This window comes from Pseudomonas fluvialis (genome assembly GCF_014207935.1).
GTDB lineage: Bacteria > Pseudomonadota > Gammaproteobacteria > Pseudomonadales > Pseudomonadaceae > Aquipseudomonas > Aquipseudomonas fluvialis_A.
Genome location: NZ_JACHLL010000001.1, coordinates 827,465 through 847,149, shown reverse-complemented (window position 1 = coordinate 847,149; position 19,685 = coordinate 827,465). Strand labels below are relative to the sequence as shown.

The following is a 19,685-nucleotide window of genomic DNA, read 5'->3' as shown; positions in this document are numbered from 1 at the left end:
TGGTTGAGAGTGCTTATTACCTGACGTGCCGGTCAGTGATATTATTTTGACATCATTTTTCCGTCACCGTGGTCCAGGGTTCAGGAGTCGTCGTGCCCAAGCAATCCCTCATCAGCCTTCGCCAGTGGATCTGGCGAGTCTTCGCGCAGAGCGCCCTGATCCCCTTGCTGCTGGTGGAGACGGTACTGATTGCCGTCTATTTGCTGACCAACAGCTCGATCCGCGATGCCCAGATCGAACACCTGCGCGAAACCGCCCTGGCTGACTTGCAGGCTTCGGCAGCGCTGGAGTCGCGCATCGTCGACGAGCAACTGGCCAAGGTCGACGCTCTGACCAACCTGTACCGCAACCTGACCGTGCAGGCGCTGGCCAAGCCGGCCACGGAGGTGCCCGGCAACCTCGCCCTGAGCGCCGATGGAGTGCGCTACACCCCGCGCGATGAGGGCGGCGCGGCGGTGTTCTACGCCAATGTCACGCCGCCGGAGAAACAGGACCTGGGCAAGATTGCCCGTCTGGCGCCGCTGGAACCGCTGATGAAGGAGATCAAGGATCAACATCCGCTGGTGGCGGCGCTGTACTTCAACAGCTGGGACAGCCTCAACCATATCTACCCCTGGTTCCTCACCCCGGACCAGTACCCGCACGATATGGACATCCCCGACTACAACTTCTATTACCTGGCCGATGCCGAGCACAACCCCTCGCGCGAGGTGGTGTGGACCGACGTCTACCTCGATCCGGCCGGACAGGGCTGGATGATGTCGGCCATTGCGCCGGTCTATCGCGAGACGTTCCTCGAAGGCGTGGTGGGCATCGACATCACCGTCGGCGGCATTCTCAAGGAGATCGGCCAGCTTTCCGTGCCGTGGAACGGCTACGCGATGCTGGTGAGCAAGGATCTCAACATCATGGCCCTGCCCAAAGTCGGCGAGGACGACTTCGGCCTGCGCGAGCTGACCGAGCACTCCTATGACGAAGCCATCCGCCGCGAGCTGTTCAAGCCCGAGGACTTCAATCTGGCCAAGCGTGCCGAGACCATCAGCCTGGCCAGGGCCGTGGCGAGCAAGGCCAGCGGTATCGAACGCGTGGTGCTCGGCGGCAAGCCGCACTTGGTGGCCTGGTCGACCATTGCCCAGACCGACTGGCACCTGCTGACCGTGGTGGCCGAGGCCGATGTGTTCGCCCAGACCAACCTGCTGGCCGGGCGCTACAAGCAGATCGGCTACCTGCTGATTGCCGGCCTGGTGCTGTTCTATGTGCTGTTCTTCAGCTTCATGTGGGTGCGCGCGCTGCAGCTCAGTCGCCAGTTGCGCGGGCCGATCACCGGGATTTCCACCATGATGGCCGAGATCGGCCAGGGCAACTGGCGTCCGCAGCGGGTGCAGGCGCAGATCCGCGAACTGGATGACATGGCCGGCCATGCTCTCGAAGTGGGCGGGCAGCTGGAGCGCAGCGAGGTGCAGCGCAATGCGATCCAGAGCCGTCTGGAGATGATCCTCGAAAGCGTTACCGAGAGCCTGTGGGAAGGTGACTTCCGCTCTGGCCAACTGAGCCTGCGCGGCCGTTTTACGACGCGCTTCGGGCTGCCGGGTGAGCAGATCAGCTTCGAGGACTTCTACCGGCGCGTGCACCCCGATGACCGTGAACGGGTTCAGCTGGCCCAGCGCCGCGCCCAGGATGGCCGCGATCAGCAGTACTCCAGCGAGTTTCGCTTTGCCGATGCCGAGGGCCATTACCACTGGCTGCTTAGCCGTGGCCGGGTCATGGAGCGTGATCCGCAGTCTGGCCTGGCCGTGCTGCTGGCCGGTACCCATGTCGATATCGACAAGCTGAAGAAGGTTGAAGAGGACCTGCGCCAGGCCATTGTCGAGGCGCAGGCGGCCAGTCGGGCCAAGTCGCGCTTCATCTCCAGCATCAGTCATGAGCTGCGCACGCCGCTCAATGCCATCCAGGGCTTTGCCCAGCTGATGCGCATGGAGCGGCCGGTCGTTGGCGAGGAAGGTCCGGATTACCTGGACGAGATTCTCACCGCCAGCGAACACCTCAACCAGCTGGTTGGCGATATTCTCGAGTGGTCCAGCGTCCAGGCCGACAAGGCCAGGGTGGAGCTGGGGCCGGTGACGGTGCACAACCTGCTCAACGAGTGCGCCGAGCTGGTCCGGGTCGAGGTGGACAAGCAGGGTCTGACCCTCAATCTGGACCTGCCCGATACCGCCCTGCAGGTTATCGCCGATCCGCGCCGCCTGCGTCAGGTGATGCTCAACCTGCTGTCCAATGCCATCAAGTACAACCAGCCGGCGGGGCAGATCACCCTGAGCTACCAGGTGGCGGCCGGGCATGTGCGGCTGCTGGTCGAGGACACCGGCCTGGGCATCAGCCTGGAACTGCAGGATCAGGTCTTCGAGCCGTTCGAGCGGGTTGGCCGGCAGAACACGGCGATTCAGGGCACCGGTCTGGGGTTGGCGCTGTGTCAGCAGTTCGCCACCTTGATGAATGGGCGCATGGGCCTGCACAGCGAGCCCGGCATTGGCAGCAGCTTCTGGATCGAACTGCCACTGGCCGGGGCTGTGGCGGCTCTGGCCCCCGCTGTGGCAGCGGGCGCACGGCCGCGGGTGTTCTATGTCGAGGACAACCCGGCCAGCCAGTTCGTGGTGCGCAAGGCCCTCGAGGATCTGGCCGATATCGAAGTGGTCAGCGATGGGCGGGTGGCCGTCGAGCGCCTGCTGGCCTCGCCGCCGGCCCTGCTGCTGCTCGACTATCACCTGCCGGGCCTGAACGGCGAGCAGGTGCTCAGCCAGTTGCGGGCGGCGCCACAGACCCATGATCTGCCGGTGGTGGTGCTCAGTGCCGCCGCCGATACGGCGAAATTGCTCAGTCTGGATTGCCAGGGCTTTCTGGCCAAACCGCTGGACCTGGATGAACTGCGCGGGCTGGTCAGTGCCCTGCTGCACGAGGTGAATAATGATGCTGTCTGATGCTCTGCGGTTTGCCACGGTGGTGGTGATAGACGACATGGCGCCCAACCTGCGCCTGCTGGAGTCCAGCCTCAAGGCCTTCGGTCTGCGGGAGGTGCATGCGTTCAGCAACTCGGGCGAAGGCCTGGAGTGGCTGCAGCGCAATCACTGGGACCTGCTCCTGCTCGATCTGGACATGCCGGCGCCCAATGGTTTCGACATCCTCCAGCAACTGGCCGGGCGTGACCGCAACGCCGCGCCGGTGATCATCGTCACCGCCCTGAGTGGCGTGGAGGATCGTCGCCGTGGCTTGGAGCTGGGCGCCAACGACTACATCTGCAAGCCGCTGGACCTGCCCGAACTGCTCCTGCGGGTGCGCAACAACCTGCAGTTGAGCCTGGCCAGCCAGACCCTGCAGCATGAACGCGACCAGCTGGAGGCGCGGGTGACTCGGCGTACCGCGCAGTTGCGCGAAAGCTTCCAGGCGGTGATTCGCAGCCTGGGCCGGGCGGCCTGCTACAAGGACAACGAAACCGGCAATCACATCCTGCGCATGGGCGAGTCGGCTGCGCTGATAGCCGGTGCCCTGGGCCTGGAGCCGGAGTTCGTCGAGCGCATCCGCCTGGCCGCGCCCATGCACGATGTCGGCAAGATCGGCATCCCCGATGCCATCCTCGGCAAGCCCGGTCCCTTTACTCCCGCCGAGCGCGAGATCATGAACCACCATGCGCGCATCGGTTACGAGATTCTCTTCGACGAGCAGCGCTCGCCATTGACCGATCTGGCCGCCGAGATTGCCCTGAATCACCATGAACGCTGGGATGGCTCCGGCTACCCGCAGGGCCTCAAGGGCGAGGATATTCCTCTGGCGGCGAGGATTGTCGCGCTCAGCGATGTCTACGACGCGCTGCGCTCGCCGCGCCCCTACAAGAATGCGTGGAATGCCGAGGCAACCCAGGCCTACATCCTCGAACAGTCCGGCAAGCAGTTCGATCCGCGGCTGGTGACAGTGATGGCCAGCCTGTTCACCCAGCTGGAAGACCTGATTGCGCGCCTGGCCGACGATGAGGAGGATAACCTCGGCGAGCTGCGCCATAGTCTGCAGGTGGCGGCGGCCGGCAGCGAATCCTGAGGCGGTCGGGCCTCAGGACGAACGGTCATCCCGGGGGGGCGACATTGGTGCCTTTCCGGTATACTGCGCCGCCTCCAGGCCAGCCCGCCCGCTGTGCCGGAACCGAACATGACAAGCCACGCCCTCTGCGTGGCTTGTTGGTTTTTGTCGCGCCACTCCGGCGCCCGAGCAAGAGGCAAGACGATGAGCGCACTGGTAGGCGTGATCATGGGTTCCAAATCCGACTGGAGCACCCTCTGTCACACCGTCGAGATGCTGGACAAGCTGGGCATCCCCAATGAAGTGAAGGTGGTTTCCGCCCACCGCACCCCGGACCTGCTGTTCCAGTATGCCGAAGAGGCCGAAGACCGTGGCATCCAGGTGATCATCGCCGGTGCCGGCGGTGCCGCCCACCTGCCGGGCATGTGCGCGGCCAAGACCCATCTGCCGGTGCTCGGCGTGCCGGTGCAGTCGGCCGTGCTCTCGGGTGTCGATTCGCTGCTGTCCATAGTGCAGATGCCGGCCGGCATTCCGGTCGCCACCCTGGCCATCGGCAAGGCCGGCGCGATCAACGCCGCTCTGCTGGCCGCCAGCATCCTCGGCCACCAGCACCCGCAGTTCCATGCCGCGCTCAAGCAGTTCCGCACCGAGCAGACCGAAACGGTGCTGGAAAACCCGGATCCGCGTTCCTGACAGGGGCCTGAACTATGAAGATCGGTGTCATCGGTGGCGGCCAGCTGGGCCGCATGCTGGCCCTGGCGGGTACGCCGCTGGGCATGAGTTTCGCCTTCCTCGATCCGGCGCCGGATGCCTGCTCCCAGGCGCTGGGCGAGCACCTGCGCGGTGACTACAACGACCACGAGCACCTGCGCCGCCTGGCCGATGATGTCGATCTGGTGACCTTCGAGTTCGAAAGCGTGCCGGCCGAGACCGTGGCTTTCCTCTCCCAGTTCGTACCGGTGTATCCGAGCGCCGAGGCGCTGCGCATCGCCCGTGACCGCTGGTTCGAGAAGTCGATGTTCAAGGACCTCGGCATCCCGACTCCGGACTTTGCCGATATCCAGTCGCAGGCCGATCTCGACGCCGCTGTGGCCGCCATCGGCCTGCCGGCCGTGATGAAGACCCGTACCCTGGGTTACGACGGCAAGGGCCAGAAGGTCCTGCGCAAGCCCGAAGATGTGGTCGGCGCCTTTGCCGAGCTGGGCAGCGTGCCGTGCATCCTCGAAGGCTTCGTGCCCTTCACCGGCGAAGTCTCGCTGGTGGCCGTGCGTGCCCGCGACGGCGAGACCCGCTTCTACCCGCTGGTACACAACCGCCACGACAGCGGCGTGCTGGCCCTGTCCATCGCCAGTACCGAACATCCGCTGCAGGCGCTTGCCGAGGACTATGTCGGCCGCGTGCTCAAGCAGCTCGACTACGTTGGCGTGCTGGCCTTCGAGTTCTTCGAGGTCGACGGTGGTCTGAAGGCCAACGAGATCGCCCCGCGCGTGCACAACTCCGGGCACTGGACCATCGAAGGCGCCGAGTGCAGCCAGTTCGAGAACCACCTGCGCGCCGTCGCCGGTCTGCCGCTGGGCTCGACCGCCAAGGTCGGTGAAAGCGCCATGCTCAACTTCCTCGGCGAAGTGCCGGCGGTGGAGAAGGTGACGGCGATTGCGGACTGCCACCTGCACCACTACGGCAAGGCCTTCAAGGCCGGGCGAAAGGTCGGTCATGCCACTCTGCGCTGCAAGGACATGGCAACGCTCAAGGCGCGTATTGCCGAGGTCGAGGCCCTGATTCAGGGTTGATCTGCACCGGCGGTTCGCCGCCGGTTCCACCGCCAAAGGAAAAGCCCCATGCGCCGACTGCTGCTGTCCCTGTTGCTGCTGCCGCTGCTGGCTCAGGCCGAGCTGGCGGAAACCGACTGGCTCGATCTGATGCCGCCCGAGGATCAGCGCGCGCTGGAAACCATGCCGGAGATCAGCCACGACAGCCCGGAAACCGCCGACGGTTTTTCCAGTCAGGGTGGCCTGCGTCAGCGCGAGCAGAGCCTGCCGCCGGTGATGTACTCCAACAAGACGGTGGCCAAGCTCGATGGCCAGCGCATCCGCCTCGGCGGCTACCCGGTGCCGCTGGAAAATGACGCCCACGGCCGCAGCACGCTGTTTTTCCTGGTGCCTTACCCGGGCGCCTGCATCCACGTGCCGCCGCCACCGCCGAACCAGATCGTGCTGGTGCGCTACGCCAAGGGCATCAGCCTCGACGATATCTACGCGCCGCTGTGGGTCGAGGGGCCGCTGAAGATCAAGGCGGTCAGCAATGATCTTGCCGATGCCGCCTATACCCTGAAGGCCACGAAGGTGCGTTTGGTCGAAGACACCGACCTCTGAGAACCTGTGCAAAGTCTGCTGCGCGTCGGCCAGGCTGTGTTGAAATTGGGCTCAGAATGCTCATTTACCACTCGTAAACTGCGCTTCTTCGCCCAATTCCGCCTTGCCTGGCTCTAGCTCGCGAGCCTTTGAACAGGTTCTAACGGCCTTTCTAGAGTGCCTGACTGCTCAGGCGCAGGCTCAGGCAGTGGCTTTCGCCCGGTGCCAGCTGCAGGCAGTCATCCCAGACGTTGGCGGTTTCGATGCACAGCATGCGCTGCCAGGCGTCCGCGGCGAACTGCGACAGGCGCCCCGCCTTGTCGATCCACGGGTTCCACACGATGGCCGAACGCGAGCCGCTGACCTCCAGAACCAGCCGGCGCTGCCAGCCGTGGTCGAGCAGTTCCAGGCGAGCCGGCACGTCGAGGTAGATGCGGTCGGTTTCGCCGGTAAAACCGAGGTCGCCCTGCTGCCGGCGCTCGGCCCAGTCTTCCAGCGTCTCGATATAGCGGCAGCCGTCCAGCCCGTGCAGCTGCACCTGCTGGATATCGCTGATGGCGAAGTAGCTGTGCAGGGCCTGGCTGATGGCTGCTGTTTGCTCGCTGGGGTTATGGTTGTGCAGCTCAATCAGCAGGTCATCGCCCAGCGTCAGCTGCAGGCGCGGCTGCACCTCGCCGTGCCAGCCGGGCAGGGCGCTGCCGGCTGGCAGTGACAGGCTGACGCGCACGCCCGTATCGAGGGTTTCCACCGTATCCAGCTGCCAGTCCAGCGTGCGCACCAGGCCATGGAAGGGCGCCTCGCCACTGGCCATGGCCTGCACGGCCGGTGGATTGCGCGTCAGGTCGCCAAACCACGGCCAGCACACCGGCACTCCGCCGCGCACGCTCTGCCCGCGCTGATAGGCGGCCTGCTCGCTGAGCCAGATCAGCGGTGGCTGAGCGCCCCGGCGGTAGCTGAGAATCTGCGCGCCCTGCTGCGCCAGCAGCAGCTCGGCATCGCCGTGGCGGATGCGCCAGGCGGCCAGCGAGTCGAGTTGGATGGCTTCAACGGTGGGGGATTGCGGGCTCATGCGGCGCCTCCTGCGAACGAGGCGCGCAGATTTACCCCAGCGCCAGCTAAAACGCCAGCGCCGGGGCGCGTCTTAGCAGGCTGTTGAAAAACTACCTGCGTTGCCATCGCAGCGTTAAAAACAGGCTCAAAATGCTCATTTACCACTCGTAAACTGCGCTTTTTCGCCTGCTTTTGCCTTGCGCTGGCGGCCTCGCCAACGTTTTTCAACGGCCTGCTAGATTTCGACCTGTGTGCCGAGCTCGATCACCCGGTTGGTCGGCAGCTGGAAGTAGCGCATGGTGCTGTTGGCATTCTTCAGCAGGAAGGCGAACAGGCTTTCGCGCCACGGGATCATGCCGATGCGCTTGCTCGGGATGATGGTTTCGCGGCTGAGGAAGTAGGTGGTGTGCATCGGCGTGAAGTCGAGGAAGTCGTACGGGCTCTGCGCCAGCGCGGCCGGCACGTTGGGCGCATCCATGTAGCCGAAGTGCAGGGTCATGCGGAAGAAGCCGGTGCCGAAGCTTTCCACCGCGAAGCGCTCGCTGCGCGGCACGTGCGGGTGATCAGCGATGCGTACGGTGAGCATCACCACCTGATTGTGCAGCACCTGGTTGTGCAGCAGGTTGTGCAGCAGGGCATGGGGTACCGAGTCCGGGCGGGCATTGAGGAACACGGCGGTGCCGTTGACCCGGTGCGGCGGTTGCATGGCGATGCTGGAGACGAACACCGGCAGGGGCAGGGCTGTTTCGTCCAGGCGGTCCATCAGCAGCTCGCGACCGCGCTTCCAGGTGGTCATCAGGATGAACAGCGCCAGGCCGGCGACCACCGGGAAGGCACCGCCTTCGGCGATCTTCGGCACGTTGGCGGCAAAGAACAGGCTGTCGACCACGAAGAAGCACAGCAGCAGCGGGATGGCCACCCAGCGCGGGCTTTTCCAGAGCAGCAGGGCCACCGCCGAGACCAGCAGGGTGTCGATCAGCATGGTGGTGGTCACCGCCACGCCATAGGCCGAGGCCAGTGCGCCGGAACTCTGGAAGCCCAGTACCAGCAGGATGACCCCGACCATCAGCGACCAGTTGACCACGCCGACGTAGATCTGCCCTTCCTCATCGCTAGAGGTGTGCTGGATCAGCATGCGCGGCACGTAGCCGAGCTGGATGGCCTGGCGGGTCAGGGAAAAGGCGCCGGAAATCACCGCCTGCGAGGCGATGATGGTCGACAGGGTAGCCAGCGCGATCATCGGCATCAGCGCCCAGGCCGGGGCCAGCAGGTAGAAGGGGTTGCGGGCCGCTTCGGGGTTGTCGAGCAGCAGAGCGCCCTGACCGAAATAGTTGAGCACCAGGCCCGGCAGCACCAGGCTGAACCAGGCGCGGGCAATGGGTTTGCGGCCGAAGTGGCCCATGTCGGCATACAGGGCTTCGGCACCGGTCAGTGCCAGTACCACGGCGGCGAGGATGGTGATACCGATGCCGGGGTGGCTGTGGAAGAACTGATAGGCCCACCAGGGGTTGAGGGCGTGCAGCACTTCCGGGTGACGGATGATGCCGTAGATGCCCAGGGCGCCGAGGGTGGTGAACCACAGGCCCATCACCGGTCCGAACAAGATGCCGATGCGCGCGGTGCCGTGCTTCTGGATCAGGAACAGGCCGATCAGCAGGATCACGGTGATCGGGACTACCCAGTGGCCGACTCCCGGCAACGCCACATCGAGGCCTTCGACGGCGGAGAGCACGGAAATCGCCGGGGTGATCATGCTGTCGCCGTAGAACAGCGCGGTACCGGCCAGACCGAGCAGCACCAGCAGGCGCGACAGCCGTGGGTAGGCACTGGTGGCACGGCGGGCCAGGGCGGTCAGGGCCATGACCCCGCCTTCGCCTTCGTTGTCGGCGCGCAGGATGACCAGTACGTATTTCAGCGCCACCACCCAGATCAGTGACCAGAAGATCAGCGAGAGAATGCCGTAGACGCCGGACGGGTCGACGCTGACGCCGTAGTGCCCGGCGAAGACTTCCTTGAGGGTGTACAGCGGGCTGGTGCCGATATCGCCGTAGACCACGCCGAGGGCGGCGACGGTCAGGCTGAGACTGCCGGTTTTGCTGTCGTGACTCATGAAAAAGACCTGCTATTGGACAGGCGGCGCATGCTGCGCCGATTCAGTCGGACGGACAAGTGCTCCAGATCAGGCCGCTGTGCAGCGTGACTGAGGCATAGTGTCGCAGCCTAGTCGGGTTTTCAGCGCCGTGGCGGCAGGGGGCGGGTGCGGCCGCTGCCGTCGATGGCAACGAACACGAACAGCGCTTCGGTGACCTTGCGCCATTCGCTGGACAGTGGATCGTCGCTCCACACCTCGACCAGCATCTTCACCGAGCTGCGGCCGATTTCCTGGGCCTGGGTATAGAAGGTCAGCTGGGCGCCGACGGCGACCGGCACGAGGAAGGCCATGCGGTCGATGGCCACGGTGGCAACTCGGCCGCCGGCAATCTTGCTGGCCGCGGCGGTGCCGGCGAGGTCCATCTGCGACACCAGCCAGCCGCCGTAGATATCGCCAAACCCATTGGTTTCGCGCGGCAGGGCGGTGATCTGCATGGCCAGATCGCCTTGGGGGGTAGGTTCGTCCTGCTCGTATGCGTCGATCATGCCGATGGGCCTCAGACCCTGTTGTCATTGTTATGGCAGTGCCGCAAAGCCGGTGGCAGAGGGCGCGGCGCATTATATAGGTCCTGTCGGACAATCGCGACCGGGCAGTTTCGCGGCACTTTGATGAGTGGCGAGCGGTGCGCCGGCCCGGCGGAGTTTGTTATCTTCGCCGCGCCCGGTGCCCTGCGTGCCGTCCACCCCTGACAAGAAGGCCACACCATGTCTGTGACCACCGCTCCCGCCGACCTGCATCGCCCGCTGAACCGCAGCGACTACAAGACCCTGTCGCTGTCCGCCCTCGGCGGCGCGCTGGAGTTTTACGACTTCATCATCTTCGTGTTCTTCGCCGCCGTGGTCAGCGAGCTGTTCTTCCCGGCGGACATGCCCGAGTGGCTTCGCCAGTTGCAGACTTTCGGCCTGTTCGCCGCTGGTTACCTGGCCCGCCCGCTGGGCGGCGTGGTGATGGCGCACTTCGGCGACCTGCTCGGGCGCAAGCGCATGTTCACCCTGAGCATCTTCCTGATGGCGGTGCCCACGCTGATCATGGGCCTGCTGCCCACCTATGCGCAGATCGGCATCTGGGCGCCGCTGGCGCTGCTGCTGATGCGCATCCTGCAGGGCGCGGCGATCGGCGGGGAAGTGCCGGGGGCCTGGGTGTTCGTCGCCGAGCATGTGCCGCACAAACGCATCGGTCTGGCCTGCGGCACCCTCACCTCCGGCCTGACTGCCGGCATTCTGCTTGGCTCGCTGGTGGCGACGCTGATCAACTCGGTCTATAGCCCGGAAGAGGTCAAGGATTACGCCTGGCGTCTGCCGTTCGTGCTGGGTGGTGTGTTCGGTTTCTTCGCCGTGTGGCTGCGCCAGTGGCTGCACGAGACGCCGGTGTTTGCCGAACTGCAGCAGCGCCAGGCGCTGGCCGCCGAGCTGCCGCTCAAGGCGGTGGTGCGTGATCACCGCAGCGCAGTGGTGTTGTCCATGCTGCTGACCTGGCTGCTCTCGGCCGGCATCGTGGTGATGATCCTGATGACCCCCACCGTGCTGCAGAAGGCCTTTGGCTTTGCCCCGGTCGATACGCTCCGGGCCAACAGCCTGGCCATTGTGGCGCTGAGCATTGGCTGCGTGCTGGCCGGCATGCTGGCCGACCGCTTTGGCGCCGGCAAGGTCTTCACCCTTGGCAGCCTGGCCCTGGGCGGCTCCAGCTGGCTGCTCTACAGCAGTGTCGGCGCGCATCCGGACTGGCTGTTCCCGCTGTATGCGCTGACCGGCCTGTGCGTCGGCGTGATCGGCGCGGTGCCTTTCGTGCTGGTGCAGGCGTTCCCGGCGGTGGTGCGTTTCTCCGGGCTGTCGTTCTCCTACAACCTGGCCTACGCCATCTTCGGCGGGCTGACGCCGATGGTGGTGGCCGGTCTGCTCAAGTACAGCGCCATGGGCCCGGCCTGGTATGTACTGGGCCTTAGCGCACTGGGCTGTGCCATTGGTCTTTACCTGTGGCGCCGCCCCGCGCAGGCGTGACTGCCACTGATCCGAAAATGGCCCCGCGGGGCCATTTTTTATTGGTGGGCCGCTTTAATCGAATTGTCACAATTGGGTCATAGAGTGTTCATGCGGCCTCAAGATACTGGCCCCCGAATTCGCTTATCCCCATAAGCACTCACCCTCGTCCTGCTTAGGAGCAAGGCATGAAACTCAAGCGTTTGATGGCGGCCCTGACGTTTGCCGCTGCTGGTGTTAGCGCAGCTTCCGCTGTTGCTGGTGTTGATCCGTCGATTCCGTCCTATACCAAGGGCGCGGGTGTTTCCGGCAACCTGTCGAGCATCGGTTCCGATTCCCTGGCTAACCTGATGACTCTGTGGGCCGAGGAATACAAGAAGCAGTACCCAAGCGTGAACATCCAGATCCAGGCTGCCGGTTCTTCCACTGCGCCGCCCGCGCTGACCGAAGGCACCGCCAACCTCGGCCCGATGAGCCGCGAGATGAAGGATGTCGAGCTGCAGGCCTTCGAAGCCAAGTATGGCTACAAGCCGACTGCCGTACCGGTGGCCGTGGACGCCCTGGCGGTGTTCGTGCACAAGGACAACCCGATCAAGTCCCTGGACATGGCTCAGGTTGACGGCATTTTCTCCAGCAACCGCCTGTGCGGTGGCAGCAACATCCAGAAGTGGGGCGACCTGGGTCTGACCGGCGAGTGGGCTGACAAGCCGATCCAGCTGTTCGGTCGTAACTCGGTGTCCGGCACCTACGGTTACTTCAAGGAAACCGCGCTGTGCAAGGGCGACTTCCGTGGCAACGTCAACGAGCAGCCGGGTTCTGCCTCGGTGGTGCAGTCGGTCAGCCAGTCGCTGAACGGTATCGGCTACTCTGGCATCGGCTACAAGACTGCGTCGGTCAAGGCTGTGCCGCTGTCGAAGAAAGGCGGCGAAGCGTTTGAGGCCAACGAAGTCAACGCCCTGGCTGGCAAGTTCCCGCTGGCGCGCTTCTTCTTCGTCTACGTGAACAAGGCGCCGAACAAGCCGCTGGCTCCGCTGGAGGCCGAGTTCCTGAAGATGGTGCTGTCCCAGCAGGGTCAGCAGGTCGTGGCCAAGGATGGTTACATCCCGCTGCCGGCCAAGATTGTTGAGAAAACCCGCAAGGACCTCGGCCTGTAAGGTCTGAGTAACGGGCGCCAAACAGCGCCCGCACAGGGAAGTGAAGCCCGCCCGGCGTGATCCGCCGAGCGGGCTTTGTTGCGAAATATGATTGTCATCTTTGTGTCACAAATAATCGTTAGGGTGCGCGCATGACAGATTTGGCCTCCGCAAACATGAACGCTAATACCTCTCCCGCGCGCATTGATTTCAATACGCCGGCCTTGCAGCGCAAGCGCCGTATCCGAGCTTTCAAGGATCACCTGACCCGCTGGTACGTGGGCGTGGGTGGTCTGGCCGTGCTGGCCGCCATTACCCTGATCTTCTTCTACCTGGCCTATGTGGTGCTGCCGCTGTTTCAGGGCGCCTCGCTGACCAAGAAGGCCGACTACACCCCGAGCTGGGCCGCCGAGCTGGGCAAGCCGCTGCTGCTGTCCGTCGAGGAGCAGAACGAGATCGGCCTGTTCCTCGACAAGCAGGGCCAGGCCGTGTTCTTCAGCGTTGCCGACGGTGCCGAGCGCCAGCGCTTCCAGTTGCCGCTGCCGACCGGCGCGAGCATCAGCGCCATCGGCGAAGACCAGCCGGGCAGCCAGCGCTTTGTCCTCGGTCTGTCCAACGGCCAGGCGCTGGTGGTGCAGGCCGGTACCAAGGTCAGCTACCCGAATGACCAGAAACTGGTCGAGCCGGTGCTCAACTACCCCTACGGCAACAGCCCGCTGACCCTCGATCCGCAGGGGCGCGCCCTGGAGCACGTGGGTGTCGCCGCGGGTGATGAAAGCCTGCTGCTGAGCGCCTCGGTGGGCAGCGAAGTGCTGGTACTCAACGTCACCGAAGAGTCCAACATGTTCACCGGCGAGACCACTCTGACCGAGGAGCGCATCGCCCTGCCGCAGATCGCCGACCCGATCAAGGCGGTCATCGTCGAGCCACGTCAGCAGTGGCTGTACGTGATCAACGGCCGTGCCACCGCGGATGTGTTCAACCTGCGCAGCAAGCAGCTGCTGGGTCGCTACAAGCTAAGCGAAGACGGCAACGTTGAGGTCACCAGCGCAAGCCTGCTGCTGGGCGGCATCTCGCTGATGGTGGGTGACTCCAAGGGCGGTATCGGCCAGTGGTTCATGGTCCGTGACAAGGACGACAACTTCGCGCTCAAGCACATTCGCCAGTTCCAGCAGGGCGATGCGCCGATCGTGCAGGTCTCGGCTGAACAGCGCCGCAAGGGCTTCGTGGCCCTCGACCAGGCTGGCCAGCTGGGCGTGTTCCACAGCACCGCCGAACGCACCCTGCTGATCGAGCCGCTGCAGGGTGGCGCCCAGGCCCTGGCCCTGTCGCCGCGCGCCAACCGCGTGCTGAGCGTGGATGACAAGGGCGAGTTCCACCTGCAGCGCCTGGACAACAAGCACCCGGAAATCTCCTGGAGCTCGCTGTGGAGCAAGGTCTGGTACGAGACCTACGACAAGCCCGAGTACATCTGGCAGTCCACCGCCGCCAACACCGACTTCGAGCCGAAGATGAGCCTGGCGCCGCTGACGTTCGGCACCCTCAAGGCTGCCTTCTACGCCATGCTGCTGGCCGCGCCGCTGGCCATTGCCGCGGCCATCTACACCGCCTACTTCATGGCCCCGGCCATGCGCCGCAAGGTCAAGCCGGTGATCGAGCTGATGGAAGCGCTGCCGACGGTGATCCTCGGCTTCTTTGCCGGCCTGTTCCTGGCGCCCTATGTCGAGAACCATCTGCCGGGCATCTTCAGCCTGTTGATTCTCACCCCGCTGGGCATCCTGCTGGCCGGCTTCATCTGGAGCCGCCTGCCCGAGAACATCCGCCTGTCGGTACCGGCCGGCTGGGAAGCGGCCATCCTGATTCCGGTGGTGCTGGCTACGGCGGCCTTTGCCCTGTCGATCAGCCCGACCCTGGAAGTGGCCTTCTTCAACGGCGACATGCGCCTGTGGATCAGCAATGACCTGGGCATCACCTACGACCAGCGCAACGCCCTGATCGTCGGTCTGGCCATGGGCTTCGCGGTGATCCCGAACATCTTCTCGATCGCCGAAGACGCCGTGTTCAGCGTGCCCAAGAGCCTCACCTACGGTTCCCTGGCTCTGGGCGCCACGCCGTGGCAGACCCTCACCCGCGTGGTGATTCTGACCGCCAGCCCGGGCATCTTCTCGGCGCTGATGATCGGCATGGGCCGCGCCGTGGGCGAAACCATGATCGTGCTGATGTCCACCGGCAACACCCCGCTGATGGAGGCCAACCTGTTCGAGGGCATGCGCACCCTAGCGGCCAACGTAGCGGTGGAAATGCCGGAATCGGAGCTGGGCAGTACCCACTACCGGGTGCTGTTCCTGTCGGCGCTGGTGTTGCTGTCGTTCACCTTCGTGATGAATACCCTGGCCGAACTGATCCGTCAGCGCCTGCGCGTGAAATACGCCTCGCTGTAACCGGCGGATGAAGAGGAAAGAATCGTGAGCAAGCAGTCCTTCAAGAGCTGGTACAAGAGCGGCGAACCGGGCATCTGGATGAGCGGTGGCGCCGTGGCCATTGCGGTGATCATGACCATCGGCCTGATGGCGGTGATTGCCGTGCGCGGCCTCGGCCACTTCTGGCCGTCCGATGTGATCGAGGCGCGCTACAGCGTGCCGGGCCAGCCGGTGCAAATGCTGCTCGGCGAGCTGGTGCAGGAAGAAGAGGTTACCCGCGAGCGTCTGGCCGGTGCCGGCCTGCCGATTCCGGCGGATGCCCCCGAGTTCATGCGTCGCGACCTGTTCAAGGTCGGCAACCGTGACCTGACCGGCGCCGATTTCACCTGGCTGGTCGGCGACTGGCTCAGTGAGCACAAGACCCCGGAAGACATCGTGGTGCTGGAGCGCCGCGAGTGGGGCAATTTCTACGGTCGCCTGGTCAACGTGCAGGAAGCCGGCAAGGTGGTCGCCGAAGGCGACGCCGCCTGGGCCGAGCTGCAAAAGCGCATCGAACGTGTCGACGGCCTGCAGGCCAAGCTGAACAAGCTGCACAAGGGCGAGATCGGCGCGATCAACCACGGCCTGGAGCGCCTGCGTCTGCAGGAGCGCCGCCTGGAGCTGGATGGCCAGCTGAGCGATCAGGCCAAGGCCGACCTGGCGGCCGAGCGCGCCGAGCTGAATGCCCGCTACCAGGGCCTGGAAGCCGAGCTGGTGGCTCTCAATGCCGAGTTCGACCGCGACAGCGCCACCTTCAAGGCTATCGATGGCCGCGAAGTGAACCTGACCCTGGGCAAGCTGGTGCATGCCTACAAGCCCAACGCCATGGGCCCGCTGGACAAGACCGGCTTCTACTTCGCCAAGCTGTGGGAGTTCCTCAGCGACGAGCCGCGCGAAGCCAACACCGAGGGCGGCATCTTCCCGGCCATCTTCGGCACCGTGATGATGACCCTGATCATGGCCATCCTGGTCACTCCGTTCGGTGTGCTGGCCGCGGTGTACCTGCGCGAATATGCCAAGCAGGGCGCGATGACCCGCATCATCCGCATCGCCGTGAACAACCTGGCCGGCGTACCGGCCATCGTCTACGGCGTGTTCGGTCTGGGCTTCTTCGTCTATATGGTCGGTGGCTCCATCGACCGCCTGTTCTTCCCGGAAGCCGCGCCGGCGCCGACCTTCGGCACCCCGGGCCTGCTCTGGGCCTCGGTGACCCTGGCGATCCTCGCCGTGCCGGTGGTGATCGTCGCCACCGAGGAAGGCCTGGCGCGTATCCCGCGGGCCGTGCGTGAAGGCTCCCTGGCCCTCGGTGCGACCAAGGCCGAGACCCTGTGGAAGGTGGTGCTGCCGATGGCCAGCCCGGCCATGATGACCGGCCTGATCCTCGCCGTGGCGCGTGCCGCGGGTGAGGTGGCGCCGCTGATGCTGGTGGGCGTGGTCAAGCTGGCACCGACCCTGCCGGTCGATGGCAACTATCCCTTCGTGCACCTGGATCAGAAGATCATGCACCTGGGCTTCCATATCTACGACGTCGGCTTCCAGAGCCCGAACGTCGAGGCCGCGCGGCCGCTGGTGTTCGCTACAGCGCTGCTGCTGGTGCTGGTGATTGCCTTGCTCAACTTCGCCGCGGTGGCCATTCGTAACCGCCTGCGCGAGAAGTACAAGGCGCTGGAAAACTGATTTCGACGTGAACGCCGCGGCCGGCCGACTGCCGCCACGGCAACCCAGAATTGATAGCGTAGGGAGTTCCCCATGCAGCATGAAACCCACAGCCACGGCATGAACATGGCCGCCCTCGGTCGTGACAAGCAGGACCTCAACCTGGCCAACGAGAGCACCTGCCTCGACGTGCCCGGCCTGTCTCTGTTCTACGGCGACAAGCAGGCCCTGTACGACGTGCGCATGAGCATTCCGCGGCAGCGCGTGACCGCCTTCATCGGCCCGTCGGGCTGCGGCAAGTCGACCCTGCTGCGCTGCTTCAACCGCATGAACGATCTGGTCGATGGCTGCCGCGTGGACGGCGAGATCCTCCTCGACGGGCAGAACATCTACCGCAAGGGCGAGGACGTGGCCGAGCTGCGCCGTCGCGTCGGCATGGTGTTCCAGAAGCCCAACCCGTTCCCCAAGAGCATCTACGAGAACGTCGCCTACGGCCTGCGCATTCAGGGCATCAACCAGAAGCGCGTGCTCGACGAAGCGGTGGAACAGTCGCTGCGTGGCGCGGCCCTGTGGGACGAGGTCAAGGACCGTCTCGACGAGTCGGCCCTGGGCATGTCCGGTGGTCAGCAGCAGCGTCTGGTGATTGCCCGTACCATCGCCGTGCAGCCGGAAGTGCTGCTGCTCGACGAACCCTGCTCGGCGCTGGACCCGATCTCGACGCTGAAGGTCGAAGAGCTGATCTACGAACTGAAATCCAAGTTCACGATCGTCATCGTGACCCACAACATGCAGCAGGCGGCGCGCGTCTCCGACTACACCGCGTTCATGTACATGGGCAAGCTGATCGAGTTCGGTGACACCGATACGCTGTTTACCAACCCGGCGAAAAAACAAACTGAAGATTACATCACCGGTCGTTACGGCTAAGGCACAGCAGTTCCCTCTCCCAGTGGGAGAGGGTTAGGGTGAGGGGCAGCGACTCCCTCATCCGAACGCGGCCCGCCCCGCCCCTCTCCGGCGGGAGAGGGGAGAACAACCCGGCTCAGGATTCCCAGATGATCAATAAAGACAACCTCTCCCAGCACATCTCCCAACAGTTCAACGCCGAGCTGGAGGAGGTGCGCAGCCACCTGCTGGCCATGGGCGGCCTGGTCGAGAAGCAGGTCAACGATGCCGTCACCGCGCTGATCGAGGCCGACTCCGGCCTGGCCCAGCAGGTGCGTCTGATCGACGATCAGATCAACCAGATGGAAAGCAGCATCGACGAGGAATGCATCCGCATTCTCGCCCGTCGCCAGCCGGCCGCCTCCGACCTGCGCCTGATCATCAGCATCAGCAAGTCGGTGATCGACCTGGAGCGCATCGGTGACGAAGCCTCGAAGATCGCCAAGCGCGCCCTTGATCTGTGCGAAGACGGCGAGGCCCCGCGTGGCTATGTCGAGGTTCGCCACATCGGCGAGCAGGTGCGCAAGATGGTGCAGGAGGCGCTGGATGCCTTCGCCCGCTTCGACGCCGACCTGGCGCTGTCCGTCGCGCAGTACGACAAGCAGGTCGACCGCGAGTACAAGAGTGCCCTGCGCGAGCTGGTCACCTACATGATGGAAGACCCCCGTTCGATTGGCCGCGTGCTCAGCGTGATCTGGGTACTGCGCTCGCTGGAGCGTATCGGCGACCACGCGCGCAATATCGCCGAGCTGGTGATCTATCTGGTGCGCGGTACCGATGTGCGGCACATGGGCCTCAAGCGCATGGAGCAGGAAGTGAAGGGCGACGAGGCCCAATAAGCCTGTTGCGCTCACCACAACGCCCGGTTTGCCGGGCGTTGTGCTTTCTGCGGCCTGGGTTTGCCACAGCGGGGCGGTTGGCGACTATGCTTAAGCCATTCCCCTGAGGAGCGGGCAATGGCCAAAGTCAGTGTGCTGGTGGTGGATGACGCGACGTTCATCCGCGACCTAGTGAAGAAAGGTTTGCGCGACAATTTTCCCGGTATCCAGATCGAGGAAGCCATCAACGGGCGCAAGGCCCAGCAGCTGCTGGGGCGGCAGGCTGTCGATCTGATTCTGTGCGACTGGGAAATGCCCGAGTTGTCCGGCCTGGAACTGCTCACTTGGTGCCGTGCCGAGGAGGCGCACAAGATCACCCCGTTCATCATGGTCACCAGCCGCGGCGACAAGGAAAACGTTGTGCAGGCCATTCAGGCCGGGGTGTCCGACTACATCGGCAAGCCGTTTTCCACCGAACAGCTGGTGACCAAGGTGAAGAAGGCCCTGCACCGCGCCGGTAAACTGCAGGCCCTGATGAGCAGCGCGCCGCCGAAGATGCTCAGCACCGGTGCCTTCGCCAATGACTCGCTGTCGGCGCTGACCGGCGGCAATGCCGAGGTGGTCAAGCCCGCGGCCAAACCCGCCGCTGCTGCGGCCGTCAGCGCCTTTGCCAAGCCCACAGCGTCGGCCAAACCGCCCAGCGCTGCCAGCGGTGGGCGTGGCCAGGGCCAGTTGCGCCTGCCCGGTGGCAGCATGGACTGCGTGATCAAAGCGTTGAGCCTCAAGGAGGCACTGCTGGTGGTCAAACGTGGCGAGCCGCTGCCGCAGGTGCTGGAAAGCGCGGTGCTGGACCTAGAGCAGGGGGAGGCCGCCGAGACCGCACGGCTCAACGGCTACCTGCATGCGGTCGCGGCACTGGAACCCAAGCCTGACAGCGAATGGTTGCAGGTCACTTTCAAGTTCGTCGACCGCGACCCGCAGAAGCTCGACTACCTGTCGCGCCTGATTGCCCGCGGCAGCGCGCAGAAGCATTTTGTTCCCGGTGCCTGATCGCGCACCGCCGGCTTGCAATGGCGACTC

Annotated in this window: 15 protein-coding genes; 12 read left to right on the top strand and 3 right to left on the bottom strand. The window is 64.6% G+C overall.

The window, feature by feature from the left end; translation table 11 throughout:
* Positions 1–92: 92 nt before the first annotated feature.
* The 5 genes from HNP49_RS03885 (at position 93) to HNP49_RS03865 (ending at position 6,437) form a co-directional block, all read left to right on the top strand.
* Entirely contained in the window at positions 93–2,975 is a 2,883-nt protein-coding gene (locus tag HNP49_RS03885) for an ATP-binding protein (RefSeq protein ID WP_184680761.1), read from the top strand.
* Positions 2,965–4,086 (top strand): HD-GYP domain-containing protein, encoded by a 1,122-nt coding sequence (locus HNP49_RS03880; RefSeq protein WP_184681185.1) that lies wholly within the window; start codon positions 2,965–2,967, stop codon positions 4,084–4,086. Before HNP49_RS03885 ends, HNP49_RS03880 begins: the two co-directional genes overlap by 11 nt.
* Before the next feature lie 183 nt (positions 4,087–4,269).
* Positions 4,270–4,758, top strand: a complete 489-nt coding sequence (gene purE, locus HNP49_RS03875; RefSeq protein WP_184680760.1) for a 5-(carboxyamino)imidazole ribonucleotide mutase — start codon at positions 4,270–4,272, stop codon at positions 4,756–4,758.
* 14 nt (positions 4,759–4,772) lie between these two features.
* A complete protein-coding gene (locus HNP49_RS03870; RefSeq protein ID WP_184680758.1) occupies positions 4,773–5,855 on the top strand; it encodes a 5-(carboxyamino)imidazole ribonucleotide synthase in 1,083 nt (360 codons plus the stop codon).
* Positions 5,856–5,903: 48 nt separating this feature from the next.
* Positions 5,904–6,437 carry a DUF3299 domain-containing protein gene (locus HNP49_RS03865; protein WP_184680757.1) on the top strand — a complete coding sequence of 178 codons (534 nt, stop codon included), beginning with the start codon at positions 5,904–5,906 and terminating at the stop codon, positions 6,435–6,437.
* Positions 6,438–6,588: 151 nt separating this feature from the next.
* Here the strand turns inward: HNP49_RS03865 and HNP49_RS03860 are convergent, their stop codons facing one another.
* From HNP49_RS03860 to HNP49_RS03850, 3 genes are all read right to left on the bottom strand, one after another.
* Entirely contained in the window at positions 6,589–7,485 is an 897-nt protein-coding gene (locus tag HNP49_RS03860; protein ID WP_184680756.1) for a D-hexose-6-phosphate mutarotase, read from the bottom strand.
* Positions 7,486–7,701: 216 nt separating this feature from the next.
* Positions 7,702–9,576 carry a potassium transporter Kup gene (locus tag HNP49_RS03855; RefSeq protein ID WP_184680754.1) on the bottom strand — a complete coding sequence of 625 codons (1,875 nt, stop codon included), beginning with the start codon at positions 9,574–9,576 and terminating at the stop codon, positions 7,702–7,704.
* A gap of 122 nt (positions 9,577–9,698) precedes the next feature.
* Positions 9,699–10,103, bottom strand: a complete 405-nt coding sequence (locus tag HNP49_RS03850; RefSeq protein ID WP_184680752.1) for an acyl-CoA thioesterase — start codon at positions 10,101–10,103, stop codon at positions 9,699–9,701.
* 219 nt (positions 10,104–10,322) lie between these two features.
* On the opposite strand from HNP49_RS03850, the gene HNP49_RS03845 reads away from it, so the two are divergent.
* From HNP49_RS03845 to HNP49_RS03815, 7 genes are all read left to right on the top strand, one after another.
* Positions 10,323–11,615 carry an MFS transporter gene (locus HNP49_RS03845; RefSeq protein WP_184680750.1) on the top strand — a complete coding sequence of 431 codons (1,293 nt, stop codon included), beginning with the start codon at positions 10,323–10,325 and terminating at the stop codon, positions 11,613–11,615.
* 167 nt (positions 11,616–11,782) lie between these two features.
* Positions 11,783–12,748, top strand: coding sequence for a PstS family phosphate ABC transporter substrate-binding protein (locus HNP49_RS03840; RefSeq protein WP_184680748.1), 966 nt, complete (start codon positions 11,783–11,785; stop codon positions 12,746–12,748).
* A gap of 131 nt (positions 12,749–12,879) precedes the next feature.
* A complete protein-coding gene (locus HNP49_RS03835) occupies positions 12,880–15,168 on the top strand; it encodes an ABC transporter permease subunit (protein WP_184680745.1) in 2,289 nt (762 codons plus the stop codon).
* Between the two features lie 78 nt (positions 15,169–15,246).
* Positions 15,247–16,863: a phosphate ABC transporter permease PstA gene (gene pstA, locus HNP49_RS03830; RefSeq protein WP_221445093.1), complete on the top strand. Its 1,617-nt coding sequence runs from the start codon at positions 15,247–15,249 to the stop codon at positions 16,861–16,863.
* Positions 16,864–16,935: 72 nt separating this feature from the next.
* Entirely contained in the window at positions 16,936–17,769 is an 834-nt protein-coding gene (pstB, locus tag HNP49_RS03825) for a phosphate ABC transporter ATP-binding protein PstB (RefSeq protein ID WP_184680743.1), read from the top strand.
* Positions 17,770–17,897: 128 nt separating this feature from the next.
* Entirely contained in the window at positions 17,898–18,626 is a 729-nt protein-coding gene (gene phoU / locus HNP49_RS03820) for a phosphate signaling complex protein PhoU (protein WP_184680741.1), read from the top strand.
* A 117-nt stretch (positions 18,627–18,743) separates the two neighbouring features.
* The gene (locus tag HNP49_RS03815) at positions 18,744–19,655 is read left to right on the top strand and encodes a response regulator (RefSeq protein WP_184680739.1); all 912 of its coding nucleotides are present in this window, start codon (positions 18,744–18,746) and stop codon (positions 19,653–19,655) included.
* Positions 19,656–19,685: the final 30 nt, after the last annotated feature.